Origin of the sequence: Exiguobacterium sp. s142 (assembly GCF_018618455.1) — a bacterium.
GTDB classification, from domain to species: domain Bacteria; phylum Bacillota; class Bacilli; order Exiguobacteriales; family Exiguobacteriaceae; genus Exiguobacterium; species Exiguobacterium aurantiacum_A.
Map to the genome: position 1 here is coordinate 17,427 of NZ_JACSMB010000003.1, position 25,242 is coordinate 42,668.

The 25,242-nt window shown below is 52.6% G+C and carries 26 protein-coding genes; 13 read left to right on the forward strand and 13 right to left on the reverse strand.

Going from position 1 to position 25,242, the window contains the following annotated elements:
* The first annotated feature begins 8 nt into the window (after window positions 1-8).
* The 7 genes from KNP77_RS03845 to rbsB all read left to right on the forward strand — a co-directional run bounded on the left by KNP77_RS03845 (window position 9) and on the right by rbsB (window position 6,380).
* A complete protein-coding gene (locus KNP77_RS03845; RefSeq protein ID WP_214888702.1) occupies window positions 9-572 on the forward strand; it encodes a GNAT family N-acetyltransferase in 564 nt (187 codons plus the stop codon).
* Between the two features lie 163 nt (window positions 573-735).
* On the forward strand, window positions 736-1,719 hold the full coding sequence (locus KNP77_RS03850; RefSeq protein WP_131464789.1) for a LacI family DNA-binding transcriptional regulator: 984 nt from the start codon (window positions 736-738) through the stop codon (window positions 1,717-1,719).
* Window positions 1,716-2,600, forward strand: a complete 885-nt coding sequence (gene rbsK / locus KNP77_RS03855) for a ribokinase (RefSeq protein WP_070329457.1) — start codon at window positions 1,716-1,718, stop codon at window positions 2,598-2,600. Before KNP77_RS03850 ends, rbsK begins: the two co-directional genes overlap by 4 nt.
* Window positions 2,600-2,989: a D-ribose pyranase gene (rbsD, locus tag KNP77_RS03860; protein ID WP_214888704.1), complete on the forward strand. Its 390-nt coding sequence runs from the start codon at window positions 2,600-2,602 to the stop codon at window positions 2,987-2,989. The genes rbsK and rbsD overlap by 1 nt, the downstream gene beginning before the upstream one ends.
* An 11-nt stretch (window positions 2,990-3,000) precedes the next feature.
* Entirely contained in the window at window positions 3,001-4,479 is a 1,479-nt protein-coding gene (locus tag KNP77_RS03865) for a sugar ABC transporter ATP-binding protein (protein ID WP_070329455.1), read from the forward strand.
* A gap of 1 nt (window position 4,480) precedes the next feature.
* Window positions 4,481-5,446 carry an ABC transporter permease subunit gene (locus KNP77_RS03870; protein WP_070329454.1) on the forward strand — a complete coding sequence of 322 codons (966 nt, stop codon included), beginning with the start codon at window positions 4,481-4,483 and terminating at the stop codon, window positions 5,444-5,446.
* A 22-nt stretch (window positions 5,447-5,468) separates the two neighbouring features.
* Complete coding sequence (gene rbsB / locus KNP77_RS03875; protein ID WP_131490303.1) at window positions 5,469-6,380, forward strand: ribose ABC transporter substrate-binding protein RbsB; 912 nt, start codon at window positions 5,469-5,471, stop codon at window positions 6,378-6,380.
* A 55-nt stretch (window positions 6,381-6,435) separates the two neighbouring features.
* Here the strand turns inward: rbsB and KNP77_RS03880 are convergent, their stop codons facing one another.
* The 7 genes from KNP77_RS03880 to KNP77_RS03910 all read right to left on the reverse strand — a co-directional run bounded on the left by KNP77_RS03880 (window position 6,436) and on the right by KNP77_RS03910 (window position 14,828).
* Window positions 6,436-8,967: a YfhO family protein gene (locus KNP77_RS03880; protein WP_214888707.1), complete on the reverse strand. Its 2,532-nt coding sequence runs from the start codon at window positions 8,965-8,967 to the stop codon at window positions 6,436-6,438.
* Window positions 8,964-9,353 (reverse strand): GtrA family protein, encoded by a 390-nt coding sequence (locus KNP77_RS03885; protein ID WP_131439441.1) that lies wholly within the window; start codon window positions 9,351-9,353, stop codon window positions 8,964-8,966. The genes KNP77_RS03880 and KNP77_RS03885 overlap by 4 nt, the downstream gene beginning before the upstream one ends.
* Complete coding sequence (locus KNP77_RS03890; protein WP_131439439.1) at window positions 9,301-10,287, reverse strand: glycosyltransferase family 2 protein; 987 nt, start codon at window positions 10,285-10,287, stop codon at window positions 9,301-9,303. Before KNP77_RS03890 ends, KNP77_RS03885 begins: the two co-directional genes overlap by 53 nt.
* Before the next feature lie 131 nt (window positions 10,288-10,418).
* A complete protein-coding gene (kynB, locus tag KNP77_RS03895; protein WP_131439437.1) occupies window positions 10,419-11,045 on the reverse strand; it encodes an arylformamidase in 627 nt (208 codons plus the stop codon).
* Window positions 11,046-11,057: 12 nt separating this feature from the next.
* Window positions 11,058-11,897, reverse strand: coding sequence for a tryptophan 2,3-dioxygenase (gene kynA, locus KNP77_RS03900; protein WP_214888710.1), 840 nt, complete (start codon window positions 11,895-11,897; stop codon window positions 11,058-11,060).
* An 11-nt stretch (window positions 11,898-11,908) separates the two neighbouring features.
* Window positions 11,909-13,186: a kynureninase gene (kynU, locus tag KNP77_RS03905; RefSeq protein ID WP_131490300.1), complete on the reverse strand. Its 1,278-nt coding sequence runs from the start codon at window positions 13,184-13,186 to the stop codon at window positions 11,909-11,911.
* Between the two features lie 127 nt (window positions 13,187-13,313).
* Entirely contained in the window at window positions 13,314-14,828 is a 1,515-nt protein-coding gene (locus KNP77_RS03910) for a BCCT family transporter (RefSeq protein ID WP_131490299.1), read from the reverse strand.
* Window positions 14,829-14,994: 166 nt separating this feature from the next.
* Here KNP77_RS03910 and KNP77_RS03915 point away from each other — a divergent pair, with 166 nt between their 5' ends.
* Together KNP77_RS03915 and KNP77_RS03920 are read left to right on the forward strand one after the other, a co-directional pair.
* Window positions 14,995-15,843 (forward strand): HAD family hydrolase, encoded by an 849-nt coding sequence (locus KNP77_RS03915; RefSeq protein WP_131464775.1) that lies wholly within the window; start codon window positions 14,995-14,997, stop codon window positions 15,841-15,843.
* Between the two features lie 606 nt (window positions 15,844-16,449).
* Complete coding sequence (locus tag KNP77_RS03920; protein ID WP_167615757.1) at window positions 16,450-16,611, forward strand: hypothetical protein; 162 nt, start codon at window positions 16,450-16,452, stop codon at window positions 16,609-16,611.
* A gap of 17 nt (window positions 16,612-16,628) precedes the next feature.
* Here KNP77_RS03920 and abc-f read toward each other — a convergent pair whose 3' ends face one another.
* Entirely contained in the window at window positions 16,629-18,464 is a 1,836-nt protein-coding gene (gene abc-f / locus KNP77_RS03925; RefSeq protein ID WP_214888713.1) for a ribosomal protection-like ABC-F family protein, read from the reverse strand.
* Window positions 18,465-18,791: 327 nt separating this feature from the next.
* On the opposite strand from abc-f, the gene KNP77_RS03930 reads away from it, so the two are divergent.
* A complete protein-coding gene (locus tag KNP77_RS03930; protein ID WP_071398509.1) occupies window positions 18,792-19,709 on the forward strand; it encodes a DMT family transporter in 918 nt (305 codons plus the stop codon).
* A gap of 36 nt (window positions 19,710-19,745) precedes the next feature.
* On the opposite strand, the gene KNP77_RS03935 is transcribed toward KNP77_RS03930, so the two are convergent.
* The 4 genes from KNP77_RS03935 to KNP77_RS03950 form a co-directional block, all read right to left on the reverse strand.
* Window positions 19,746-19,931 carry a hypothetical protein gene (locus tag KNP77_RS03935; RefSeq protein ID WP_214888716.1) on the reverse strand — a complete coding sequence of 62 codons (186 nt, stop codon included), beginning with the start codon at window positions 19,929-19,931 and terminating at the stop codon, window positions 19,746-19,748.
* Between the two features lie 16 nt (window positions 19,932-19,947).
* A complete protein-coding gene (locus KNP77_RS03940; protein ID WP_214888718.1) occupies window positions 19,948-20,859 on the reverse strand; it encodes a Gfo/Idh/MocA family protein in 912 nt (303 codons plus the stop codon).
* 83 nt (window positions 20,860-20,942) lie between these two features.
* Window positions 20,943-21,656 carry an anti-sigma factor gene (locus KNP77_RS03945; protein WP_214888721.1) on the reverse strand — a complete coding sequence of 238 codons (714 nt, stop codon included), beginning with the start codon at window positions 21,654-21,656 and terminating at the stop codon, window positions 20,943-20,945.
* A complete protein-coding gene (locus tag KNP77_RS03950) occupies window positions 21,653-22,213 on the reverse strand; it encodes an RNA polymerase sigma factor (RefSeq protein WP_070329168.1) in 561 nt (186 codons plus the stop codon). The genes KNP77_RS03945 and KNP77_RS03950 overlap by 4 nt, the downstream gene beginning before the upstream one ends.
* Window positions 22,214-22,382: 169 nt before the next feature.
* Here KNP77_RS03950 and tnpA point away from each other — a divergent pair, with 169 nt between their 5' ends.
* Complete coding sequence (gene tnpA / locus KNP77_RS03955; protein WP_083274143.1) at window positions 22,383-22,781, forward strand: IS200/IS605 family transposase; 399 nt, start codon at window positions 22,383-22,385, stop codon at window positions 22,779-22,781.
* Window positions 22,782-22,785: 4 nt separating this feature from the next.
* Window positions 22,786-23,862, forward strand: coding sequence for an RNA-guided endonuclease InsQ/TnpB family protein (locus KNP77_RS03960; protein ID WP_214888724.1), 1,077 nt, complete (start codon window positions 22,786-22,788; stop codon window positions 23,860-23,862).
* 252 nt (window positions 23,863-24,114) lie between these two features.
* Here KNP77_RS03960 and KNP77_RS03965 read toward each other — a convergent pair whose 3' ends face one another.
* Window positions 24,115-24,366, reverse strand: coding sequence for a hypothetical protein (locus KNP77_RS03965; RefSeq protein WP_214888727.1), 252 nt, complete (start codon window positions 24,364-24,366; stop codon window positions 24,115-24,117).
* 64 nt (window positions 24,367-24,430) lie between these two features.
* On the opposite strand from KNP77_RS03965, the gene KNP77_RS03970 reads away from it, so the two are divergent.
* Window positions 24,431-25,228 carry an HAD-IIB family hydrolase gene (locus tag KNP77_RS03970; RefSeq protein ID WP_214888730.1) on the forward strand — a complete coding sequence of 266 codons (798 nt, stop codon included), beginning with the start codon at window positions 24,431-24,433 and terminating at the stop codon, window positions 25,226-25,228.
* Window positions 25,229-25,242 lie beyond the last annotated feature (14 nt).

Here is a 25,242-nt window from a genome sequence, read left to right on the forward strand (position 1 = left end):
CAGCTGACATGATTCAATTAGACACAGAACGGCTAAGGCTCAGAGCGTTTCAGCTCGATGACGCCGAAGCGATGCATCGCTATGCGAAGAATAAGCGGGTCGGACCGATGGCGGGCTGGGCCCCGCACGAGTCCGTCGACGAGACGCGGGACGTCATCCGTATGTTCCAGCAAGATCAAGACGTCTGGGCGATCACGTTGAAAGCGACCGGCGAACTGATCGGCAGCATCGGTTTGCACGACCGGCGACCAGATCCGGATATCCAACACGACAACCAGCGCGAAATCGGCTACGTGCTCAGTCCGGATCATTGGGGGAGAGGCTACGTCCCGGAAGCGGTGCGTGAGCTGCTTCGTCACGGATTTGTCGACCTCGCCCTTGAACGAATTTGGTGCGGTTATTTCGATTTCAATGACCGGTCGCGTCGTGTCGTCGAGAAGTGCGGTTTCACGTATGCGTTCACGACGACGCAAGAGCTGACCCGGTTGGACGGGCGGACCGTTCGAAGTTTGGTCTATGTCATCACGCGTGATGATTATGACAACCGTTCATCTCTTAATGGAGGAATCTGAAAAACGTAAAATGACCAGGAGAACAGGAGCGTCTTCCTTGATGGGAGGGCGCTCCTGTTCTCATAATTCTTAGCTGATACAGATTAATTTTAAAAAATAGTTGATATGTAACCGGTTACACATTATGCTTGTTTTGTAAGCGTTACCAAAAAGGAGGTTCGAGATGGCGACAATCAAACAAGTGGCCAAACGAGCGAACGTTTCTGTCGCGACCGTGTCCCGTGTCATGAACAATAACGGATACGTAAGTGCAGAAGCGCGGGAAGCCGTCGAGCGGGCCATCGCCGAACTTGACTATGCCCCGAACCGAGTCGCGCGTTCATTATTTAAAAAGACATCGGGCTTGATCGGCTTGATTATGCCGGATATTACAAATCCGTTCTTTCCACAATTGGCCCGAGCGATTGAAGACGTGGCCAACCAGCACGGCTATCAGGTCGTACTTTGCAACACGGATGAGCAACTTTCAAAAGAGCAGACGTATTTGGTCGCTCTTCAGACGATGCATGTCGATGGACTGATTATTACGACGAACCATTCGGATAACCCGAACTATGAAAAGTTAGAACTACCGATGGTGGCGTTAGATCGTATCGTCAAGCCGGGGATTGATGCCGTCATCTCGAACGGGTATGAAGGTGGACGCCTCGCAGCGGAGACGCTGTTGAGCTGTGGGGCAACAAAGCTTGCTCACATCGCTGGGCCTAAGCACCTCCTAACGGTGAGACGACGGACAGATGGTTTTCTCGACGTGGCGGGTGACCGGCTCGTCGGGATGACACATTCTAGTTTTGCATTCAAAGAGGCGCTCACGGCGGCACAAACATTATTTGACGAGTATTGGCCGTTCGATGGTGTGTTTGCCGCCAATGACGTCATCGCCGCCGCAGTATTGCAGGAAGCGGTGCGTCGCAACGTCCGGGTGCCTGAAGACTTACAAGTCATCGGGTATGATGGCATCGAGTTAGGTGAGATGACGTCTCCGCCACTCACGACGATTGCTCAACCGATCTATGAGATGGGGCGACTAGCGACCGAGCGGCTTCTTGATTTGATTGAAAAGAAAGAGACCGCTGCAAAAGAAATTTTATTGCCTGTCACACTGACAGAGCGACAGACGACGAAACGAAAGGGGCATGACGCATGAACCGAATTGTTGTCATCGGGAGTGTATCTATGGATTTGGTTGTCACGACAAATAAACGTCCGCAGGCTGGAGAGACGGTCATCGGGAATACATTTCAGACGGTACCCGGGGGAAAAGGCGCCAACCAAGCAGTGGCTGCCGCTCGACTAGGTGGTCAGGTCGAGATGGTCGGTTGCGTCGGATCCGATGAATTTGGGAATATAATCCGTCAAAATTTTAAACAGAACCAGGTCGGGACGCGTCATCTGCGAACGATTGGCGAAGAAGTGACAGGGACGGCGCATATCGTATTAGCAGACGGCGATAACTCAATCGTCGTCGTTCAATCCGCGAACAAGCATGTACGCTTCACCGACGTGGAGTTGGAGCAACTGCTTGATGACCAGACGCTCGTCTTGTTGCAACTAGAAATTCCGATTGAAACCGTCGAACAAGTGAGTACGTACTGTCATCAGCGAAACATTCCAGTCCTGTTAAATCCGGCGCCGTCTCAAGCGCTCACGAGTGAGTTACTTGAAAAGGTGACCTACGTGACGCCGAACGAGCACGAATGCCGCGATCTATTCGGCGACTTGCCGATTGAAGACGTATTGCGCCGTTACCCAAACAAATTGATTGTGACAGAAGGAGTAAGAGGTGTTCGTTTCTTCGACGGGAAGACGATTCAACATATCCCAGCCATCCTGGCGAATGTCGTCGATACGACCGGAGCGGGAGATACATTCAATGGCGCTCTCGCAGTTTCCCTCGTGGAAGGAAACAATTTAGAAGAAGCCGCGCGTTTTGCCGTCGTAGCTTCGGGCATGAGCGTGGAAGGATTCGGGGCTCAAGGCGGGATGCCGAACCGAGCCGACGTGATGAGACGATTGGAGCGAGTGTGATGAAAAAACAGGGGATTCTCAATAGTCATTTGGCAAAAGTCTTTGCTGACCTGGGACATACGGATACAGTCGTCATCGCCGATTGCGGACTGCCAATCCCTAAAGGAGTAAAGCGGGTCGATTTAGCACTACGTCTAGGCGAACCGTCATTTCTTGATGTGTTGAATGCGGTTGAGGCTGACATGGTCATCGAACAGATTACGGTGGCGGACGAAGTGTTCACCGAGAACGAGCCGATTGCCAAAGCGTTGACCGAACGATTCGAAACGGTCAAGACATGCTCGCATGAAGCGTTCAAGCGTGAAGTCGAGCAGGCGAAAGTCGTCATTCGTACAGGTGAAGCGACACCGTATGCGAACGTCATTTTACACGCCGGCGTTTTATTTTAAGGAGGGGTTCGATGCACATCCAGTTGAAACGCATCCATAAGTCTTTCGGTCCGGTAAGTGTATTGAGAGGTGTGGACTTTGAATTGTTGCCTGGTGAAATTCACGCGTTGATGGGTGAGAACGGGGCCGGCAAATCGACGCTTATGAAAGTGATGACCGGACTTCACGCGCAAGACGAAGGGGAGGTCCAAATCGATGGTGCCGTGCGGCAGTTCAAACATCCGAAAGAAGCCGAACGAGCCGGCATCGCCTTCATCCATCAAGAGTTGAATATTTTGCCGGAATTGACGGTGATGGAAAACTTGTTCCTCGGTCGGGAGTTGACCGGTCCGTTCGGTGTCATCAAGCAACAAGAGATGAAGCGTCGCGCCCGGGAATATTTGGCCGAGCTGAACGTATTCATGGAAGTCGATGAGCTTGCTAAAAACTTGTCCGTCGGTCAACAACAGATGATTGAGATCGCGAAAGCGCTCATGACAGACGCAAAAGTCATCGTCATGGACGAACCGACGGCCGCCTTGACCGACCGTGAGATTCGGGCGTTGTTCTCGGTATCGCGTGCATTACGTGACCAAGGCGTGTCCATCATTTATATCTCCCATCGGATGGAAGAAATTTTTGAACTGTGTGACCGCATCACCGTTCTCCGTGATGGGGTGTCGATCGGGACGCATCCTATCGCCGAGACGTCATTTGAAGAAATCGTCAAAGAGATGGTCGGACGCGAGATCGGGGAACGTTACCCGGACCGGACCGCCACGATTGGCGACGTCGTCCTCGAAGTTGATAGTTTGATAGGTAACCGGTTCCACAACGTCTCGTTCGATGTACGGGCGGGTGAAATCGTCGGTTTCTCAGGATTGATGGGAGCCGGTCGGACCGAGGTGATGCGCGCCTTGTTCGGCGCCGACCGCACAAGAGGCGGTGTCGTCAAACTGAATGGAAAAGAAATAAAGATCAGACGGCCGGCTGATGCGATTCGTCACGGTATCGCGTTTTTGACAGAAGACCGAAAAGGTGAAGGGTTGCTCCTCGACTTCTCGTTACGAGAAAACTTGTCGCTACCAACGCTCGATAAACGGGCGAAGGGAACAATCATCTCGAGACAAGACGAGGAGCGCTTCGCGGACGGATATTTGAAGAAGCTGCGTGTCAAACATCATTCGATGGAACAAAAAGTGAAGTCGCTTTCTGGCGGGAACCAACAAAAAGTCGTTCTAGGCAAGTGGCTTGGCGTCGAACCAGATGTGCTCATCCTCGACGAACCGACACGAGGAGTCGATGTCGGGGCGAAAAAAGAAATTTACACGATTATGAGTGAGTTGGCAGAGGCAGGTGTCGCAATCATCATGGTATCTTCGGATTTACCCGAGGTGCTCGGGATGAGTGATCGAATCGTCGTCATGCGAGAAGGCGTCGTCACAGGGACGTTAGCAAAAGACGAGGCGACGCAAGAAAAAGTCATGACATATGCGACAGGAGGACAATGATATGGAATTGAAAGCAACGGCTGCGCTAGGGCGACCGCAAAAGCTCGGATGGGGGCAAAAACTCGGTCCACTGTTCGGATTACTTGCTATCATCGTTGTGGTGACGGCTCTCGAACCAGGATTTCTCTCGTTGAACAACATCTTTAACGTCTTGCGGCAAGTTTCCATCAACGCCTTGATTGCGTTCGGGATGACGTTCGTCATTTTGACAGGCGGAATTGATTTATCAGTCGGGTCGATTCTCGCGCTCTCTTCGGCATTCGTCGCCGGGATGATGGTCGATGGTCAACACGCTGTCATGGCGATCGCGCTCGGATTGATTGCAGGTGCCGTGCTCGGTGCGTTTAACGGAGCCGTCATCACATACGGAAAAGTCGCGCCGTTCATTGCGACGCTGGCGACGATGACCATCTACCGAGGGCTGACGCTCGTATACACGGATGGCCGGCCGATCACCGGTTTAGGGGACTCAACTTGGTTTGAAATGTTAGGGCGTGGCTACTTATGGATTATTCCGGTGCCGGCGGTCACGATGTTGATTGCGTTCGGCATACTCTACTTCATCTTGAAAAAAACGACGTTCGGACGCCATACGTATGCGATTGGCGGTAATGAGGAAGCCTCTAAACTGATGGGGATTGGCGTTAATAAAGTCAAAGTGATGATTTACTCGTTGTCAGGCATGTTGGCAGCGTTAGCAGGAATCATTTTAACGTCACGTCTCAATTCGGCTCAGCCGACGGCAGGTACTTCATACGAGCTTGATGCGATTGCGGCTGTTGTTCTCGGGGGAACAAGTTTAGCCGGGGGACGTGGTTGGATTGTCGGAACATTGATTGGCGCTCTAATTATCGGCACGTTGAATAACGGCTTGAATCTTCTCGGCGTCTCGTCGTTCTTCCAACTCGTCGTCAAAGGGGCCGTTATCTTATTCGCGGTGCTACTTGATCGCAAACAAAACGCGTAATCATCGAAAGGGGAAACAGAAGATGAAAAAATGGACAGCTTGGCTACTCGTACTGACAATGGTCATGATGGCGGCTTGTTCGACGGAACAACCGGGAACAAGTTCGGAACAAGAACCAAAAGATGGGGACTTTAAGATCGGACTCTCCATCTCTACATTGAACAACCCGTTCTTCGTTGCTTTGAAAGATGGAGCTGAAGAAGAGGCGAAGCAACTCGATGCGACACTCACTGTGGCTGACGCACAAAACGATGCGGCGAAACAAGTGAGCGACGTCGAAGATATGATTCAAAAAGGCATGGATTTGATTTTGATTAACCCGACGGATTCCGAAGCGGTCGGAGCCGCTGTTCAAAGCGCGAACGATGCTGGTATCCCTGTCATCACGGTCGACCGGAACGCAGAATCGGGAGAAGTCGTCGCCCACGTCGCGTCAGACAACGCAGCTGGCGGGAAGCTCGCTGGTGAGTACATGGTTGAACTCGTCGGGGAAGGCGGGAAAGTCGTTGAATTAGAAGGTATTCCAGGAGCATCGGCCACACGCGATCGCGGTCAAGGCTTCAACGAGGCAATCGATGGAAAACTCGACGTCGTGGCCAAACAATCGGCAAACTTTGACCGGGCCCAAGGCTTAACGGTCATGGAAAACATTCTCCAAGACAATAAAGATATCGTCGCGGTGTTCGCGCACAATGACGAAATGGCACTCGGTGCGGTCCAAGCGTTGAGCAGTGCCGGATTGAGCGATGTCAAAGTCATCGGTTTCGATGCGACGGATGACGCGGTCAAGGCTGTTGAAGACGGAACGATGGCCGCAACGGTGGCGCAAAAACCGACAGAGATCGGAAAACTCGGTGTCGAAGCAGCCGTCAACTACTTGAAAGGTGAGACCGTGGAAGAAAACATTCCGGTCGACCTCGAGTTGGTTAAATGAAAAAGAGTCAGCGTGTTGATCGAAAAACACGCTGACTCTTTTTCAATGTTTATTGTTAAGATGCTATTCGCATTTGTATGCGTCGAGCTAATACAAGGTAAAATCCGAATAAGATAACTCCGAAGAGTGTAAGCCCGGTCGTGAGTGTGAAGAACGGCGGACGATACGTCAACGCGACCTCGTTGCGACCTTCGTCGAGTGAAACGGCGCTCCAAGCATAGTTTGCTTGCAAGACGTCGCGTCGCTCTCCGTTCACAGTCGCCTTCCACCCTCGTTCATACGGAACAGGGAGGACGGCATATGTCCCTTCGGTTGCGTCTTCAACCGTGAAGTCGATGTCAGGTCCGTCCCAAACGACCGGAATATCCGGGATAGAAGCCGCTTCTTCAAGGGCGTCTTCGAGTGTCGCATAATCTTCCCACTCGATCGTCACGTCTTCAAGCACATACGTTCCTTCCGGTAGACGGAGCGGTACGTTTTTCTTGAGAGGTGTCCGGAGCGTCATCGAAGTGAGATTGGTCCGATAAATCGACGCTTCTGGTTTTCGAGTCGTCCGGTAATTCCCAAGCCGGATGAAGAAACCATCACCTTCAAGCTTGCGAATCTTGAACGAGACGTACAAATCACCCGCCGCCGAGTCTGGGACGTCCGGAATAAAGTCGACTCCGCCTTCTTCAGCGGTGACTTGGAGTGTCTCATCTTCCCATACCGCATTGACAGGCGCACTCACAAACGTAATCGTTTGCGCTGGGGACGGTGCTGCGGTTCCCTGTTCTAAGATGACACCGGACAGCATCGCTTGCTCACGCGTCAATATTGAGACATCTTTAAGCGCTTCACGACTGTACGTGTTTGATGTCGTCCGGACTAACGGCAAGCGGGTCTCGCTTTCATAAACGGCGTAACGTTCTGTTTCGGCAAGCAGTTGGAAGCCGTACGGCGCTTCGCTCGCGATTGTTTTATCACGCATCCAATAAGGAGTCGACAGCACATGATGTAAGTTCGAACGGTTGCCGAGTGTCCCGTAACGGCTGACACTTTCCCGTCTCATATCAATTTCAAGGTCGCTCCAATAGAATGTGAGCAAATTCCCGTTCAAAATACTCGAGTATAGGCTCGTCCCAAGGAACGACTGGACGATCGGTGTATTGTTTCGCAACGGTATCATCCAGTCCACGCGTTCGAGCGGACCGGCTTTTTCACGGACGACGTCGATGAGTTCCCGTTGTTCAGCGCTGTTGTACTGCTCACTCGTAACGAACGTCGCGTTCGTGTTGACGATCGCCATATCGTGGAGCGCGAACTTCGTGTAACCGTTGAACACGATGAGACAAGACGCGATGATGAGGTACGGAGCCAACAATGGTTTAAGCCAAAACGATAAGACGGTTAAAATCATGAGGGCAAACATACCGAACACGATTGGCCATGGCGCGTTACCGAATAGCCCAAAACCGAGATAAGCCAAAACGGTTACGACTGCTGCCTTGAAAAATGATGTTTTTTCGAAGCGCCAATGCGTCAAGCCGACAGCAACCATGCCGCCGATCGTGAAGCTCGCCAAATACTCCCAGCGATATTGCGGTGCCGAGAAGCCGTTGAAGAAGCTACCGACGTGCGGACTGAAATGGAGTAGGGTCAACAGTAGACTCATGCTCGCAAACAATCGAAACGTGACGTGACGGTAGAGCGGACGATAAAGAGCGAACAGTAGGAAGACGGCCGGTAGGATCAGCAGATTGCTATCGTATAACAAATTGTCGAGCTGAATCCAACGAATCTCATGCTCGAGCGATGGTCGCTCATTTTGCAAAAAGCCATAAGTCGCCGGAATGAACGCAAACGAACTCAGAAGTAGGGCAATGACGCCAGATCCGCTATAGAGCAACCATTGCTGTTTACGACTGACCCGATCTTCGGGTAGGTGAATGAATTGTCGGAACAAGACATAGACGAGAACGAAGACTAAATTGATGTAGGCAAAGTAAAAGTTATTGATCAGCATGATGGCACTAACAACAATAAAGAAGTCGGCGCGACCGTTTCGGATGATGCGTTCGAGACCGATGACAAGGAGCGGGACCCACAAAAAGCCGTCCGCAAAAAACTCCCAAAACGTCACGTGACGGATGTACATGACCGACACACCATAAATGACGGCACCGACGAAAGCGTGGAGTGTGCGGACGTTAAACAACTGATACGCATACGTCGCGAACACGATGACGACAGCGAGCCGGATGACACTCACAATCAAGGCGAGACGCAACCACATGTCCAAGTCAGGTGTGACGAGTCCGAGCACATCAAATAAGGAAACGACGGCGACCGAGAGCCAAAATACGACTGACGTCGAAAAGTAGTAAGCGAGTTGTGTGAGGATACCGCCGCCGAAGCCGAAGTCCTCGGCATAGACGAGATTCCCTTTATGGAACGTTTCGTAAAGGAAATGCTTGAACGGGACCATTTGCGATAAGCCGTCATTCGGTCCGGCGATGAAGCCACCCTGTGATTGATAGTAGATGAAAAAAGCGTGGGCGATGGTCGACACGAGCAACGCAACACTGATGAGTTTGAACTGTCTCATATTGTCGATTGCTCACGTTTCAAAATTTTACTCGTGACGATGAACGTCGCCGGCACAGCGATAAAGATGGCGAACAACGGGGCCAACGTCGTCGAGACGTTCAGTTGTTCGACGAGCAAATAAATACACACCGTCGTGACTGTGAAGTTGACGACTTGCGTCAACGGAAACTGCAAAAATTTCCGTAGCGTCGGTTTGACTTTGAACGTGAAATAACTGTTCAAAAAGAAAGAGGCGATCATGCTGAGCGTGAATGCCACCACATGAGAGACCCCATAGCCGGTGTTCCATAGATGATGAAACAACATATAAATCAAATAGTAGTTAAGAGTATTAATTCCCCCAATGGCGACGAATCTTATAAACTCGGCCTTTCTCTTGTTCATTCGCACTCTTCCTTTGTATGTTAGTTTCTTGAATCAAGTAGGCCGGACGGCGTTTCGTCTCAAAATAGATGCGACCGACGTACTCACCGATGATCCCGAGGCTGACGAGCTGGATTCCACCAAGTAACAGGATGGCTGAGATGAGCGTGAAATAGCCTGGTGTGTCGATACCGTCTTGAATGATGTCAAACAGTGTCAACAGAATATAGAGCATCGACAGTAGTAAAATCAATACGCCTGAGTAAAAGCAAAAGCGCAGCGGTTTCGAATTGAAAGAGATCAACCCATCGACACCGTAATTGAATAGTTGGCTAAACGACCATTTTGTCTCGCCGTTTTGACGGAGTACATTTTGATAAGTAATCGTCTTTTGTTCCATGCCAATCCACGAGAATAAGCCTTTTGAGAACCGTTGATGCTCGTTCATTCGTAAGAGAGCGTCGACAGCCTCGCGGCTTAGCAGACGGAAGTCACCGACACCGTCCTCGAGTTCGACGTCGACGATTTTGTTGATAAGCTTGTAATACGTCCGAGAGGCCAGTTTTCGAGTCCTGCTTTCGCCGGCTCGGTCGCGCTTGGCGATGACTTGATCAAATCCTTGCTCGAAACCGGCAACCATGTCCGGAATCAGGGACGGCGGATGCTGTAAATCGGTATCCATCAAGATCGTCGCATCCCCCGTCGCGTGTTGTAACCCGGCCAGGATGGCTGCTTCCTTCCCGAAATTTCGCGAGAATGAGATGTAACGCACTTCAGGATGACGCTTAGCCAAATATTTAATTACATCAAGTGTACGATCCGAACTTGCATCATTCACGAATAAGATTTCATAAGAATAAGGAGTGCCGTCAAACTGTTCATGGATGGCGTCGAAGATGAGAGGAATGTTTTTTTCTTCGTTATAGGCAGGTAATACCATAGAAATCGTCTTCATAAAAAACACTCCTTTCTACACACTTCCGATGATTATCCATTCCCGAACAGTTGCAAACTCAAGCGTCAATGGTTCCTTTCACATAAAACAAAAACATCCACACCGTCAAAATGGAGTGGATGTAAGATCAGTTAGTCAATCGAGCGAAGCAATGCGCGCACCGGGCTACCGTCACCTTCCACGATTGGAAGCGGGACGGCGTTCAATTCGTAATCCCCGGGCGCGATCGCATCGAGGACGAGCCCTTCGAGGATGTGGACGCCGTTCCGCGCGAGCGCGTGGTGGGCGTCCATGTCTTTACTGTCGATGGCGTCGACCGATGGCAGGTCGAGACCAATCAAATAAATACCGAGCTGTCCCAACCGCTCGGCGAGGGATGGCGTCAGTTCCGGGATCTGGCTTGGAAATTCAGCTTTGTTCGGCCATCCGTCCGTCTTCAGGATGAGGCGCTCGACACCGGTCAAGTCGAATCCGTCCAAATCACTTGCTTCAATCTTTTGTCGCCCGGGCAAATGAATGACCCGGACCGGTCCGATGTAGAGCCCGGGGTCGAGGTCGATCACCCGCTTGCCGGCATCGTCGAAATGGAACGGGGCGTCGATATGTGTGCCTGTATGTAGACTCATCGTCACTTTGCCGACGTTGACGGAGCCACTGTCCGCCATCGGCCAAGCGATCTCGTAGTTGAACTTTGTGTCGCCCGGCCATGTCGTGATCGAGTCGTCGAGCGGCTGTGATACGTCAATCCATTGTGTCATCGTTATGTCTCCTCACAATTTTGTCCGGACGGTCCATAGTTCAGGGAAGAAACGGTGGTCGAGGACGCGGCGCAAGTAGTTCACGCCGGACGATCCACCCGTGCCCATTTTTTGACCGATGATCCGTTCGACCGTGCTCATATGATTGAAACGCCACATCTGTTGTTGGTTGCCGATGTCGAGCAACTTCTCGCCGAGTTCATACAAGTCCCAGTACGTGTTGACGTCCCGGTACACGGCGGCCCAAGCGTTCTCGACGCTCTCGTTCCACTCCCAGTCCTGCGTCACGTCCCGGTCGAGCACGTCCGCGTCGATATGCAGTCCGCGGCGGTGCATCTCACGGGCGGTCACGTCATAGATGCTCGGTGCGTTCAGTGATGCTTCAAGGAGCGGATAGAGTGCCTCGTCATGGGCATAGACACTGAGCGTCCGTGCGTTTTTAAAGCCGAGCGCGAATTCAATCTGGCGGTTCTGGTACGATTGGAAACCAGATGACGAGCCGAGCTCGTCACGGAACTCTAAATATTCGGCCGGTGTGAGCGTCGCGAGGACGCTCCACGATTGGATGAGCTGTTGTTGGATTTTCGAGACGCGGGCGAGCATTTTGAACGATCGTTCGAGCTCACCCGTTTCAATGGCGGTCACGGCCGCAGTCAACTCATGCAAGATCAACTTCATCCACAGCTCACTCGTCTGGTGGATGATGATGAACAGCATCTCGTCGTGGTGGTCCGACAGGCGATGTTGACTCGATAAGATCGGGTCGAGCTGTAAATAGTCGCCATACGACATGTCTTTTGAAAAGTCAGTTTGAATCGATTGCTCGACTTTATGTTCGATACGTTCACTCATCGTTAATCTCCTTAAGCTACGACTTCACGGACGTTCTCGAACGCCTCGTATTCTTTATTGTCCATTATTTCTTTCAAGATCATGACGACGTCGTACACGTCGGTGAACGTGTTGTAGAGCGCGACCGGTGCGAGGCGGATGATGTTCGGCGCTCGGAAATCAGGAATGACACGGTGTTGTTTGAGCGCTTTACAGATACGAGCCGCTTCCGGATGCTCGAGGCTCAAGTGGGCACCGCGACGTTTTTCATCGCGCGGGCTGCCGATGACGAAGCCGTGCGGTGCGAGCAGTTCATCGATCAATTCGGTCATATACGTCGTTAAAGCGAGCGACTTCTCACGAATCGCTTCCATGCCGACCTCATTGAACATCTCGAGCGCGCCGAGTTGTGGCGCGAGGCTCATGACGTGCGGTGTCCCGATTTGGAACGCACCGGCATGTTCAGCCGGTGTCATCGTGTGGTCCATGTCGAACTGCTTGTCTTTTCGTGATCCGAACCAACCGGCAAGACCTGGCGTCGTCCCGAAATGACGCTCGTGGACGAACAGCCCACCGACACTTCCCGGTCCGCCGTTCAAATGCTTGTAGTTGCACCAGTAGGCGAAGTCGACGCCCCAATCATGAAACGCGTGCGGGATGGCGCCGACCGAGTGGCATGCATCAAAGCCAATCAATATGTCGCGTTCGTGTGCGGCTTTGGCGAGACGGGCCATATCAAGAATCTGACCGCTCCGGTATAACACCGTCGGCAAGACGATGAGCGCGATATCGTCGGTCATGGCGGCGATGATGTCATCCTCATTTAAATAACGACCGTCACGACTCGGCACTTGGACGAGATGTTCGGCCGGATCGAGGTCGCGTAGCAAGAGTTGGCTTTGGAGTGCGTAAATGTCCGACGGGAACGTCAGCGCATCGGCGAGAATCTTCGTCCGTTTGCCGACCGGTTTAAAGAACGTGGCGGCGAGCTGATGCAAGTTGACGGTCGTCGATCCGGTGACCATGACTTCATTGGTGCTCGCACCGATGAGCGGCGCGTTGAGTGCGGCCAGCTCTTCTGACAGATTGAACCACGGATGGCGCCCCGACATCCAGCCGTCGATTCCGAGTTCTTTCCAATCACTGAGCGATTCGAGCAACGTCTTCTCGGCTCGTTTCGATAACAGACCGAGCGAATTCCCGTCCATGTAGATCCCGTCCTGCGGCAAGTAAAACTCTCCCCGGTAGCGTGCGAGTGGGTCGCTTGCGTCTCGCGTCTCCGCATAACCGCGTGTGAAATCTTGAACCATACCATTTCCCCCTTTGACTATCGTGCCATGCTGACAAAAGCGTAGCAATCGGACGCATACGTGTCAACACGGACCGACGCATTGAGACAGCAATAGAGCCGCCATGAAATCGGCGGCTCAGACAAACTCATTTGATTTTTTTGATGTTCTCTTGACGCAACAAGCTGAACAGCGTGTACACCATCAAGATTAGAATGATCGTGAACGGCAGGGCCGAGATCAAGGAAGCGGTCTGTAGCCCCTCGAGTCCGCTCGCGATGAGCAGGACAGCGGCGATACCACCAAGCAAGATACCCCAGACGATGCGGACGGAAAGCGGCGGGTTCAAGCTTCCGTTCGTTGTCATACTGCTGATGATGTACGTCGCCGAGTCGGCCGACGTGATCAAGAACGTGAGAATCAATAAAATCGACAAGATAGACAGGATGAAACTGAACGGTAGCTCGGCAAACGTGACGAACAAGGCGCTCGTGACGTCGGCATCGACTGCCTGGGCGATCGATGTCCCTTCAAACAAGTCGAGATGAAGGGCGGTTCCGCCGAACACAGCGATCCACATGAGCGCGATGAACGGTGGTACGACGAGCACACCGACGATGAATTCGCGAATCGTACGGCCTCGTGAGACACGAGCGACGAACGCGCCGACGAATGGCGACCAGGCGATGGCCCATGCCCAGTAGAAAATCGTCCAGTCCCGTACCCACGTCCCTTGTTGATAAGGTTGGAGACGGAGACTATAGCGGATAAAGTTTTGCAAATAGTCGCCAAGCCCGAGCGTGAACGTCTCTAAGATGAAGATGGTCGGACCGGCGAAGAAGACGAACACCATCAATACGAGTGCCGTTCCAAGGTTGATGTTACTGAGCCATTTGATCCCGCGATCGAGACCGGTCGTCGTCGACGTCAAGAACAAGGCGGTCAATACGACGATGATGAGGACTTGGACGAGTGCCGTGTTCGGCAACCCGAAGACGCTATTCAGTCCGCCATTGATTTGCAGGACGCCGAGCCCGAGCGACGTCGCGACACCCATGACCGTCGCGATGACGGCAAAAATGTCGATTGTTTGGTTGAGCGGTTGTTTGTAAGGCCGCTCTTTGATGAGCGGAGATAAACTTGTCGAAATCCGTCCATCTGTATTCCGGCGAAACTGGAAGTAGGCGATGATCAATCCGACGATGGCGAAGACGGACCATTGACTGACGCCCCAGTGAAAGAACGAATAGGCCATGGCGAGTCGGGCTCCCTCGACTGTCAGTTCAGTCGTATCCGCATATGGGGGCGTGATGAAGTGACTCATCGGTTCAGCGACGCCCCAAAAGACGAGCCCGACCCCAAAACCAGCTGAAAATAACATTCCGATCCAAGTGAAGAACGGGTATTGTGGTCGGTCGCTGTCTGCCCCGAGACGAATCTTTCCGTACTTGCTGAAAGCGAGGAAGATTAAGAAGAGGACGAAAAAGAAGACGGCTAGTAAGTAGAACCAACCGAACGACCGGGTCGTGAAGTTGAAGATACTGCCGGCGATGTCAGCAAATAATGTCGGGCGAATCGCACCGAATAAGACGAGCAGGGCAATGATGCTCGCAGAGATGTAAAACACACGATTCAAACGCGGCTTTCCAGGTGAGATGTTCATAAAGAACTCCTTTCCGAACGGACAAATATTATTGAGAACTAATAATAAATTCCCTATTTTTGAAAGTGGGAAACCGGAGTTTTCATTTACTGTGCAATCTGACAGTTGAGACTGAGCAAATCAGGGAATTAGAATGGAGACAAACATGCTGAAAGGAGAGAATTAAATGAAATTGATTGCCATCGACTTAGACGGGACGTTATTGTCGCGCACCGGTGTCATCACTGAAGCGAACCAACAAGCAATCCGGCGACGCCAGGAGCGCGGTGATTTGGTCGCCATCTCGTCAGGACGCTCAATCCATGATATCGAGGAAATTTTGAAGCGGAGCGAGTTGACGTGCCCGATCCTTTCCGGGAACGGGGCGATCGCATTTTATGAAAATGAACGTATTTACTATCACGCCCTCCCGAAACAAGTCGTTCAGGAGTTATGGGACGTGGCGCATGAGCATGATACGTACGTCGAGTTTTATACGAACGCCGGTGTCAAAGTGTTGCGCACGGGTACCGACTTGTTAAAAAGCGAATTAGATGAGGTGTTGCCGCACGACCAGTCGTTCACCCGAGAGTGGGGCGAGCGGGAGATCGAGATTCAAAATGAACAGTTCGGCCTGACGTACGTCGATACGATTGATGAGATTGATTTTGAAGCCGATGAAGTGTACAAAGTGTTCATCTATTCGTTCGATCGTCGTAAGCTGCATAAGCTACGGAAGCTTTACGAGCCGCGGACTGATATTTTGATCACGACGGCGGGATGGACGAAGATTGAAATTGGACATCCGAAGGCGAGTAAAGGCATGGCGTTGAAGCAGCTCGCCGAGCATCATCAGATCCCGCAAGAAGAGATCGTTGCGATCGGGGACAACTTGAATGATATCTCAATGTTCGAGGTGGCGGAGACGAGAATTGCGATGGGCAACGCGGTCGATCCGCTAAAAGACATCAGTACCCATATTACGAAAGACGCCGAGGCGGATGGGGTCGCGTATGCGCTGGATCGTTATGTATGAGCTGAAATTTTGAAGAAATGGTGAACTAGGGTTCGTCGCTGGGCAGAACGGCTATTGTATTAATGTAGTCCTCATTCAACGTGTTGAGCTGAAAGGGGGCAACGAATGAAACAAAGATTCAGTCGTTGTTTGGCCGAGGCCGGCTCGGTGAAACGAGAGACAGCATGTCAGAAAAATCGACCTGTGTGACCGTCCTTCATATCCGATCTGTCGTCCACCTTGCGTATGTTAAAATGGCAAGGGGCAGACAAACATGATGCTTTGGGGAAGCAGACGTCAACGGCTATCGATTTTTCTGGAAACAGAGGTGAGCAGGACGAGGTTCGTGACAGATTTCATTTTTCACAGTCGAAGTGTCGGTAACATGCCAATCCGGAACCGATTTTTTGCTTCTGTGCCAGGCTATATCGACCTCTAGACGAACGTACGCTCAGAAATCATTGCGTGAATCGCGTCGATTTTCTAGCACGTATTTGACCAATCCGCTGGGACGGTCGATCGAGATGTTTCTCGATCGGGTGAAAGTCCGCTTTTTTAGAAAATGCTCACCGTTAAGCGCCACACGTGTGGCGCTTTTTCTTAGGTGATGAATGAAGGGGTGAATCTATGCCGAAATTGTACTGGCTCGGCACGTTCGTGAGCGGACTGCTGCTCATGTCAATCGGAGAGGCGAGCGCGGTGCCGCGCGTCGTCCCGTATTTTTTGATGGCGGTCGGTGTGACCGGCTTTTTAGTCCAATCCTGGTTCGAACAAAAACGACGCCGTTGACACGGCGTCGTTCGTCGTTAAATCGATTCAAGCAACTGATTGAGCAGCGTATCGATGTCAGCTTGGAGCGCATCGGCTTGTCGTTGCAGCGTCATCAGTTCCTCGACGTCGTTCGTGTCGTTCATTTGAGTGAGTAGACGCTGATGATCATCTTCGAGCTGGTTCAATCGTGCCTCGTCGGCCGCGGTATCGACGGGCCGTTTCGGTTTGGCTATTTTGGCTTTCGGTTGGGAGACGGGTTCAGCGATGTGAGGTTCAACCCGTTTTTCAAGCGCGTAGGCGACATTTCCCGGGAAACGGGTGATTGTTCCATCGAGCCAATACGTGATCGGGAACAGTTTGTTCAAGAAGTACCTGTCATGGGAAACGACGACGAGCGTTCCGGTGAAGCGGTCGAGCGCTTCTTCGAGCGCCTCGCGCGCTTCGATGTCGAGATGGTTCGTCGGTTCGTCGAGAACGAGCACGTTCATGTCTTCGTGCATGAGGACCGCGAGCATGAGCCGCATCTTTTCACCGCCGCTCAAATTGCCGACCGGTTTGAACACGCTCGCTCCATAAAACAAGAACTGGGCGAGCAACTGCCGTGCCTTGCCCTCGTCGACGGCGATCCGGTCTCGGAACGCCTCAATCAATCGATGCCCGTCGTCGAACTGGACGTGCTGGGACAAGTAGCCGATTCGGGCCCGTTCCGCCCGGCGAACGTCTCCGGAAGTCGGCTCGATCTCGCCTAGCAATAGCTTCAAGAGCGTCGACTTGCCGCTGCCATTCGGTCCAACGATGGCAATCCGTTCCCCGTGACCGGCGTAGAACGAGACGTTTTGAAACACGGTCTGATCATACGTGACAGAAGCGTCTGTCACTTCAAACACATCACGCCCGGTTCTCCCGCTCGCGGTGAACGTGATGTCGGGCTGAATCGCCTCGAGTCGTGGTTTTTTGATCGTCTCGATCCGAGCGAGCGCCTTTTCCATCGATTTGGCGCGGCGGTAGAACTTTTCGTTCGGGGGATTGCCCTCGTTCGCCCATTGCCGCAACTGCCGGATCGTCTCTTTCATCTTCTTGATTTTCTTTTGTTGCTCGGTGTAGGCATGGAATTGGTCGAGCAACAGCTTCTCTTTTTGAGCGACGAACGAGCTGTAATTGCCGTCAAAACTCGTCAACTCACCGTCCTCGCATTCGACGATTCGTGTGGCGACGGCATCGAGGAAGACCCGGTCGTGCGAGACGAGCAGGAGCGTCGACGGGCTGTCCCGTAAGAACGACTCGAGCCAAGCCATCGCTTCTAAGTCTAAGTGGTTCGTCGGCTCATCGAGGATGAGCAGTTCCGGTTCTTGCAGCAGTGCCAAAGCGAGCCCGACCTTCGTCCGCTCGCCGCCGCTTAATGTGTCGAACGGGCGGTCGACAAACCGCGTGAGGCGTAGCCCGTCGATCATAGCGTTCACTTTGGAGTCGATCACATAGCCGCCGCTCTGCTCGTATCGGGTTTGGAGCGCTCCGTATTTGTCTAATAACGGTTCAAGTCTGTCGCTTGACGCCATCTCTGCCTCGAGCGCATGCATCGCCTCGCCGAGTCGAATCAGTTCGGCGAACGCGGTGTAGAGCACGTCGCGCCCGCTCTTGTCCGGATAGTCGGGCAATTGTGCCAAATAACCGATGTTGAGCCGTTGTTTTCGATAAATCGTGCCATCGTCCGGCGCCTCGGTGCCGACGATCAAGTGGAGCAACGTCGTTTTACCGCTGCCGTTCCGTCCGACGAGTCCGATCCGCTCGCCTGCGTTCACGTGAAGATTGGCATCAACTAAGACGGCGTGGCCACCGAATTGTTTTTGAATGTGGTGCATGTCGATCAACATGTAAGTTCCTCCTAAAGTCGAGGCCTATCAAAAAAACCGAGCGCAAACAAGCGCTCGGTAAGGAAGAGAGGCGCTTCGTCGTATTTTCAACAATGTCTAAAACAGGACAGACGGGTCCCTTGTTTAAGCGACATCGTGAAAAATCGCACGCAAAATGTACAAATGTTCAGTTGACCAGTGCGTACGTCCGACAAAGTTCACCTTTCTCCCTCCTTTCAATCATCGATACAACTAGTGTAAGCGATTTCTTGGGTTTCGACAACGCTTGAAAAACAGGAGTTCATTCGATGGACGTCGTATTAGTTAGGAATCAAAGGAGGGATGAAGATGCGCAAGGAGTGGCTCGGTGCCATCAGTTTGGCGCTCGCCGCTAGTATTTGGGGCGGTATGTACGTCGTCAGTAAGTATGCGCTCGGGTTTATCGAGCCGTTCACGCTCGTCTGGATGCGCTACGCCGTCGCGTTCATCGTCTTGTTCGCGGCATGGTCGTTGTTCGGTCGTGAACAAGTGAGGCGCGAGGATTGGAAATGGATCGCGCGCGTCGGTGTGATCGGTTACGTCGCCTCGATCTCATTCCAATTCATCGGCACGAAGCTGTCCGATGCCCACACCGGTTCACTCGTGACAGCAGCGACGCCGGCGTTCATGGTGTTGTTCGCCCGGTTGATTTTGAAAGAGCAGCTCACACCTGTCAAAATTGGGTCACTCGTCTTAGCGACGCTCGGCGTCATCATCGTCGTCGGCTGGCACGTCGATGGGACGTATTTGCTTGGCAGCCTCGTCTTGGTCGGTGCCGCCATCACCTGGGCGCTCATGTCCGTGTATGTCAAAGTCGCCTCGCAAACGGTCTCGTCTCTGACGATCACGACGTTCGCGATTGGGATCGCCTTCGTCTTGATGACACCGCTCATGGGGCTAGAAGTCGTGCAGTCTGGCGTTCCAGACATGACGAGCGTCCTTTGGCTCAGCGTTTTATACGTCGGCATCATCTCGACGGCCGGGGCGTTCTTCTTTTGGAACAAAGGACTCGAACTGATGGATGCGAGCGTCGGGTCGTTGTTCTTCTTCTTTCAGCCGCTCGTCGGAGGTTATCTCGGTTGGCTCGTTCTCGGCGAACAGCTCGACCGCAACTTTTTCATCGGCGCTGCCTGTATCGTCACGGCCGTCACCTGGTCGACACTCGTCGAACGGCGGCAAAAGCGTCGCCTCGACGTGACGGCTTCATACGAACGAAACATTTTATAACACGAACGGTCGGCCCGATGAAGGCCGACCGTCTTTTTAAAATCCGTGTTCATCCAATTTGTCCTGGTCGCGCTTCATCTCGAGTTCGAGCCGCTGGATTGCCAGCTTTTCTTGCTCGACTTTGAGCCGCAGCTCCTCGATGCGGGCTTTGCGCGTCTTGATGATTGTGTCCGAGGCGATGGCGATGACGGCGATGATCATGATGTAGAAAAAGAAATCCATCTGATTTTTCCTCCTCTCAGCGTCTGCTGAACAAGTCTGTGACTAGTTGTTGCGTGAGCAACGCCTCGCGTCCGTCCGTCAAAATCGGGGTATCGTCAGTCAGCGCCGTGATGAAGTGATCGATTGCTCCTTGGAAGCCGCGTTGCGTGAGCAACGTATCCCACGAACCGAACGTCTCGGTCGAATGCGAGCCGTGTTCGAAGCGATGGAGTGTCACCATTTCATCGACCGTCAACCGAAGTCCGTCCTTGATGGCGACGAGTCCTTCGTGATTGACGCCCGCCTTGCGGTGCATCGACGTCGTATGCAGGCCGTTTTCATCTTGCCAGACGTGACGTGCGAAATGGAGTCCGTTCGATGCGGTCGTCTCGATTTGTCCCGTCACGAGCCGTAAGTCGCTTCCGGCAAAATAGCGGAGCGTATCGACGACGTGCAAGTAATCGTCGAGTAACGTGAACCGGTAATCGTGTCCGCGCAAGCCGTCCCCCCGGTGCTTGACGAAGTCGAGTGAGTGGAACGGGGCCGCTGCCTTCACTTGATTATACATCGGGGCGAAGCGACGGTTAAAGCCGACCATCAGCTTGCGGTTCGTACGTTCTGCCGTTTCGACGAGCCGTTCGGCCTGTTCGACGGTTGCGGCGAGCGGCTTGTCGACGTACACGTCGACGCCTTGCGCGAGTAAGTAGGAAACGACCTCGTAATGCGTCTCGGTCGAACTATGGACGAACGCTGCATCGACGGACGAGGCGAGCGAATCGAGTCCCGTGAACGATTCCATCCGATATGCCCGACAAATTTCATCCCGTTTAGCCTGTGTCGGAGAGTAGGCGCCGACGAGTTCGAACGAGGTGCTGTTCGTCAAGATGGGCAAATACGCTTTTTGGGCGATGCCGCCGAGGCCGACGACACCGATTTTCGATTTTCTCATATGTACCACTCCTTTCTCTCATCATAACGAAAAAAGAACCGGATGACACCTACGCTTCACGCGTAAAGTCATCCGGTTCTATGTCAGAGACTGGCACTTAACACGATGTCGCCCTCGGGTGTTTGATTGCCCCGTTCAGGCTCTTTCGTGACGGCGACCTTGTCCCAATCTGTCGCTGACTCGGTCGAGTCGAGCGTATAGATGACGGTACCGTTGCCTTTATCGTCTGTGACGAACGCACCGGTCGGAATCGGAGATCCGTCCTTGAGCAACCAGACTTGATACACTTCGTTCGCCTCGAGCGGTGCGAGGCCGTTCGTCTGGACGATGAGTTGGCGATCGCCGTCTTGTTCGGCCAAGTAGGCGACCCCTTCTGATTCGCCTTCGAGTGGCACCGTATCGGTCAAGGTAATCGCGGTCGGCTCGTCTTGATTCATCAACAGATAGCCGTTACCGACGAGTGAGAGGACGAGTGCGGCCGCGAGTGCGAGCGCTCCCCACGAAGACTTCTGCTTCTTACGGGTTTCCGTGAACGGTGTGACGGGAGCCGGTTCGGCTTTGACGAGCTTCGGTTCAGTTGTGTCTTCGGCAAAGACGTTGTCGAGGATGCGAGCCTTCATGCCGCTCGGTGGTTCGGTCGGTTCAGAGAGGAACGCGACGCCTCCGACGAGTGCCTCGAGTTGTTCGAGTTCTTCTTGGCACGTTTGGCATGTTGCTAAATGTGCCTCGAAGCGAATCCGTTCGTCTTCCGTTAAATGTTGGTTGAAATAGTCGATCAATTGGTCACAGGCGTTCATCGTTCCACCTCCTTATCTATATCGTCATGGGATAGATGTTTTCGTAACTGTTTCAGCGCTAATCGAATCCTTCCTTTTACGGTACCGAGCGGGATGTCGCACGCATCGGCAATTTTCTGCTGGCTGAGACCTTGGAAATACATGAGCCGGACGACTTTTTGTTGCTCGACCGGCAACTCGGCCATCGCCGTCTCGATTTGGGCCCGTTCTTCTTGCCACTCGACCTCGGTCTCGACAGAAGGGGACGGGGAAGGAATCGCTTCAGCATATGATTCATCGAGCTGTAAATCGGGTTTGCGTTTTCGAATCAAGTCGATCGTGACGTGTCGGCTCATCGTGAACAGCCACGATTTGAACTTGCCTTTCGACTCGTCGTACACACCGCCGCCGCGCCACAGCTTGATGAAGACTTCTTGCATCGCTTCTTCGGCGAGGTCGCGGTCTTTCGTCAGTTGCATGACGAACGCGTACAAGATTCGTTCGTAGCGGTCATATAGTGTTTCGAGCGCTTGCTTGTCTTTTTTCCTGACGCGCTCATACAATTCAATATCAGTCATGGCGTTCTCCTTTACAGAATTTGCGAACGGGAAAGCCCAATCCTTTAGTGGTGGGATGAACGTGAGCTTGATTTCGGAGTCCCGCTAGTCGGAATTTCAGAAATCAACAAGTATGATCTTATCCCAAGAAAATGTATCACTCTAATAAAATTAATGATACGATAAACGTATGAACAATTACAGAAGAACCAAAACCACCGTGTCGATGATCCAATATCATTTCGTGTTCTGCCCGAGGTATCGCCGAAAATTATTCGATGACGATACGTTCGAGCAACGATTCAAAGAGATCGTCCGTGACGTCTGCGAAGAGCTCGACATTCGACTCATCGCCATCGCGTGTGATCGGGACCACACACATCTATTCTTGTCGGCGTTGCCATCCCTCAGCCCGTCTGACATCATGGCGCGCATCAAAGGCGTCTCGTCGAAGCGACTACGAGAGGAGTTTCCCCATCTCACACATCTCACAAGTCTTTGGACGAGATCTTTCTTCGTGTCGACGGAGGGAAGCGTCTCCAGTGAGACCATCAAGCGTTATGTCGAGGAACAAAAAACAAGGGGGTGACACCGTGTCGCAGACATTGACGGTGAACATCAAACTTCGTCCGACAAAAGAGCAACAATCGATCTTAAAGCGGATGATGCGCACCTACATCGGCACGACGAACCAGCTCGTCTCGGACATGGTGCAAGCTCGAGAAAGCTTAAAGCTGACGAGCAAAAACGTGAGTTCCGACCTGCCGAGCGCCGTCAAGAATCAGGCCATCCAAGACGCGAAGAGCGTGTTCAGGAGGGCGAAGAAGAAGGACTTCCAGGTCGTCCCTGTCCTCAAGAAGCCGTACTGCACCTGGAACAACCAAAACTACTCGTTCGACTTCGAGTCGATCTCCTTCCCGATCATGATCGACGGAAAGGTCAAGAAGACGGCAATCCGCGCCGAGATGGTCGACCCGGACAACCGGAACGCCACGCTCCTCGCCAACAAGCTCGGAACGCTCCGCATCACGAAGAAATCGAACAAGTGGATCGCGCAGATCGCCGTCACGATCCCCACGACGGAGAAGGGGGGCACCAACGTGCTCGGGGTCGACCTCGGCCTGAAAGTCCCCGCCGTCGCATCGACAGATCGTGGCAAGGCGCGGTTCTTCGGGAACGGGCGTGAGAACAAGTATATGAAGCGCAAGTTTCGTGCGAAACGGAAAGAGCTCGGTCAACAGAAGAAACTGGATGCGATCAAGAAGCTGAACAACAAAGAACAGCGCTGGATGAAAGACAAAGATCACAAGGTGAGCCGTGAGATCGTCGACTTCGCGCAAGAGAACCATATTTCTGTCATCCGCCTAGAAAAACTGGCGAACATCCGACAGACGGCAAGAACAAGCCGTAAACACAACAAGAACCTGCACACCTGGTCGTTCTATCGCTTGGCATTGTTCATCGAGTACAAGGCAAAGCTCGAAGGGATCAAGGTCGAATATGTCAATCCGGCCTATACCTCTCAAACCTGTCCTTCCTGCGGCGAACGAAACAAAGCGAAAGACCGGACGTACGCCTGTCCGTGTGGATTCAAAAAACACAGAGATCTAGTCGGTGCGATGAACATCCGATACGCACCTGTGGTCGATGGTGACAGTCGACCAGCCTGAGAACCTATAGGGTCTGTCTCAGGAGGGGTGATGGCACACCCTCATCTGAAGGCTCGGACAAAACAGAAATGGACTGCGTTCGCACAAGCACTTCGGAATCCCACTCATCCTGAAGGGATGGGCTTGCGGCTTTAGCCGTGGGAGTGTCAATCATGAAGGGAGTCCCTTGTATTTGTCTAACGGATAGAATCGTCAAATGGATGCCTATTTGATTATGACTATTTTGTGAATAGTCGTATGTATCCATCGTGTTCAACGTGAACACGTGGAAGTTGCATCCCCGATTTGACGGAAGAGTCGTAAATTCAAGTAGGTGAGCAGCTGATGTGTCGCGTAGCTGAAGAGCGCCGCCGTGACGAGTGTCATGACAAGCGCGGGCCCGTTTGACAGCGACTGATGCCAGAACGGATACGTCCGCACGCCGGACAATAAGGCGAAGACGAGGGCGAAACCGATCAAGATTCCACTATACTGACAGTAGTACCGACTTAATCGATTTTTCATGTCGCTCATTCCTTTCGTCCTTTTACTATACGAGATGGGGTATGACGACACAAGGAGGATGACCATGAAACGATTTACGAACGAGGGGCGGACGCTCGTCTGTTTTGATTTCGACGAGACGTATTTCCCGCATGCGTGTACGGCTGAACAGCTCGAGCACTTGCGGCGGCTTGAAGATTTTCTCGAGCAGCACTCCCATCGGTTTTCGACGATGTGGGTGACGGGGAGCTCGCTTGAGACGATTGCTGAGAAGGTGAGGCGGGCCGACATGCGCTACTTTCCGCATCGGATTGCCTCGAGCCTCGGGACAGAGTTATACCATGTCACAACTGCAGGAGAACTCGAGCTAGACTCGAACTTCCAGTCACTGTTCCCGTCTGATTTCTCTCGCCGTGTCGAACAGGTCGTGACTCACCATGCGCTCACGATTGAGTCGCAGACGAACATGGGGACGAACGCGTGGATGCACAACTATTATTACTTCGGTGAAGATGAAGTCGAGCTAGAGCGTATCCAAACGGCCGCTCGTGATTTTGGGATCGCGGTCAACGTCAGTCGCTGCAATCCGCTCGCCGGAGATCCCGTCGGGGCGTATGATATCGACTTCATCCCACGCGGAGCCGGGAAGACCGCCGCGGTCGATTACGTCTGTACCCGCTGTGCATTTCAAGTAGGCGAAGCGTATGCGTTCGGTGACAGTGGGAACGACTTGGCGATGTTGAAGCACGTCGGTAACGGATACGTCCTCGGCAACGGGACGGAGCAAGCCATGTCTGAGCACGATCGTGTGACCGCGGGAAGTTATGCGGAAGGAATACTAGAGGTGTTGATGCGGTTTGTGCAGGAGACACGGTCGCACTAGTTCACTTCATGCAC

Bases quoted from the DNA above. Each gene is read 5' to 3' on its own strand.
- KNP77_RS03845 (WP_214888702.1), top strand. From the start codon at position 9: ATGATTCAATTAGACACAGAACGGCTAAGGCTCAGAGCGTTTCAGCTC.
- KNP77_RS03850 (WP_131464789.1), top strand. From the start codon at position 736: ATGGCGACAATCAAACAAGTGGCCAAACGAGCGAACGTTTCTGTCGCG.
- rbsK (WP_070329457.1), top strand. From the start codon at position 1,716: ATGAACCGAATTGTTGTCATCGGGAGTGTATCTATGGATTTGGTTGTC.
- rbsD (WP_214888704.1), top strand. From the start codon at position 2,600: ATGAAAAAACAGGGGATTCTCAATAGTCATTTGGCAAAAGTCTTTGCT.
- KNP77_RS03865 (WP_070329455.1), top strand. From the start codon at position 3,001: ATGCACATCCAGTTGAAACGCATCCATAAGTCTTTCGGTCCGGTAAGT.
- KNP77_RS03870 (WP_070329454.1), top strand. From the start codon at position 4,481: ATGGAATTGAAAGCAACGGCTGCGCTAGGGCGACCGCAAAAGCTCGGA.
- rbsB (WP_131490303.1), top strand. From the start codon at position 5,469: ATGAAAAAATGGACAGCTTGGCTACTCGTACTGACAATGGTCATGATG.
- KNP77_RS03880 (WP_214888707.1), bottom strand. From the start codon at position 8,967: ATGAGACAGTTCAAACTCATCAGTGTTGCGTTGCTCGTGTCGACCATC.
- KNP77_RS03885 (WP_131439441.1), bottom strand. From the start codon at position 9,353: ATGAACAAGAGAAAGGCCGAGTTTATAAGATTCGTCGCCATTGGGGGA.
- KNP77_RS03890 (WP_131439439.1), bottom strand. From the start codon at position 10,287: ATGAAGACGATTTCTATGGTATTACCTGCCTATAACGAAGAAAAAAAC.
- kynB (WP_131439437.1), bottom strand. From the start codon at position 11,045: ATGACACAATGGATTGACGTATCACAGCCGCTCGACGACTCGATCACG.
- kynA (WP_214888710.1), bottom strand. From the start codon at position 11,897: ATGAGTGAACGTATCGAACATAAAGTCGAGCAATCGATTCAAACTGAC.
- kynU (WP_131490300.1), bottom strand. From the start codon at position 13,186: ATGGTTCAAGATTTCACACGCGGTTATGCGGAGACGCGAGACGCAAGC.
- KNP77_RS03910 (WP_131490299.1), bottom strand. From the start codon at position 14,828: ATGAACATCTCACCTGGAAAGCCGCGTTTGAATCGTGTGTTTTACATC.
- KNP77_RS03915 (WP_131464775.1), top strand. From the start codon at position 14,995: ATGAAATTGATTGCCATCGACTTAGACGGGACGTTATTGTCGCGCACC.
- KNP77_RS03920 (WP_167615757.1), top strand. From the start codon at position 16,450: ATGCCGAAATTGTACTGGCTCGGCACGTTCGTGAGCGGACTGCTGCTC.
- abc-f (WP_214888713.1), bottom strand. From the start codon at position 18,464: ATGTTGATCGACATGCACCACATTCAAAAACAATTCGGTGGCCACGCC.
- KNP77_RS03930 (WP_071398509.1), top strand. From the start codon at position 18,792: ATGCGCAAGGAGTGGCTCGGTGCCATCAGTTTGGCGCTCGCCGCTAGT.
- KNP77_RS03935 (WP_214888716.1), bottom strand. From the start codon at position 19,931: ATGGATTTCTTTTTCTACATCATGATCATCGCCGTCATCGCCATCGCC.
- KNP77_RS03940 (WP_214888718.1), bottom strand. From the start codon at position 20,859: ATGAGAAAATCGAAAATCGGTGTCGTCGGCCTCGGCGGCATCGCCCAA.
- KNP77_RS03945 (WP_214888721.1), bottom strand. From the start codon at position 21,656: ATGAACGCCTGTGACCAATTGATCGACTATTTCAACCAACATTTAACG.
- KNP77_RS03950 (WP_070329168.1), bottom strand. From the start codon at position 22,213: ATGACTGATATTGAATTGTATGAGCGCGTCAGGAAAAAAGACAAGCAA.
- tnpA (WP_083274143.1), top strand. From the start codon at position 22,383: ATGAACAATTACAGAAGAACCAAAACCACCGTGTCGATGATCCAATAT.
- KNP77_RS03965 (WP_214888727.1), bottom strand. From the start codon at position 24,366: ATGAAAAATCGATTAAGTCGGTACTACTGTCAGTATAGTGGAATCTTG.
- KNP77_RS03970 (WP_214888730.1), top strand. From the start codon at position 24,431: ATGAAACGATTTACGAACGAGGGGCGGACGCTCGTCTGTTTTGATTTC.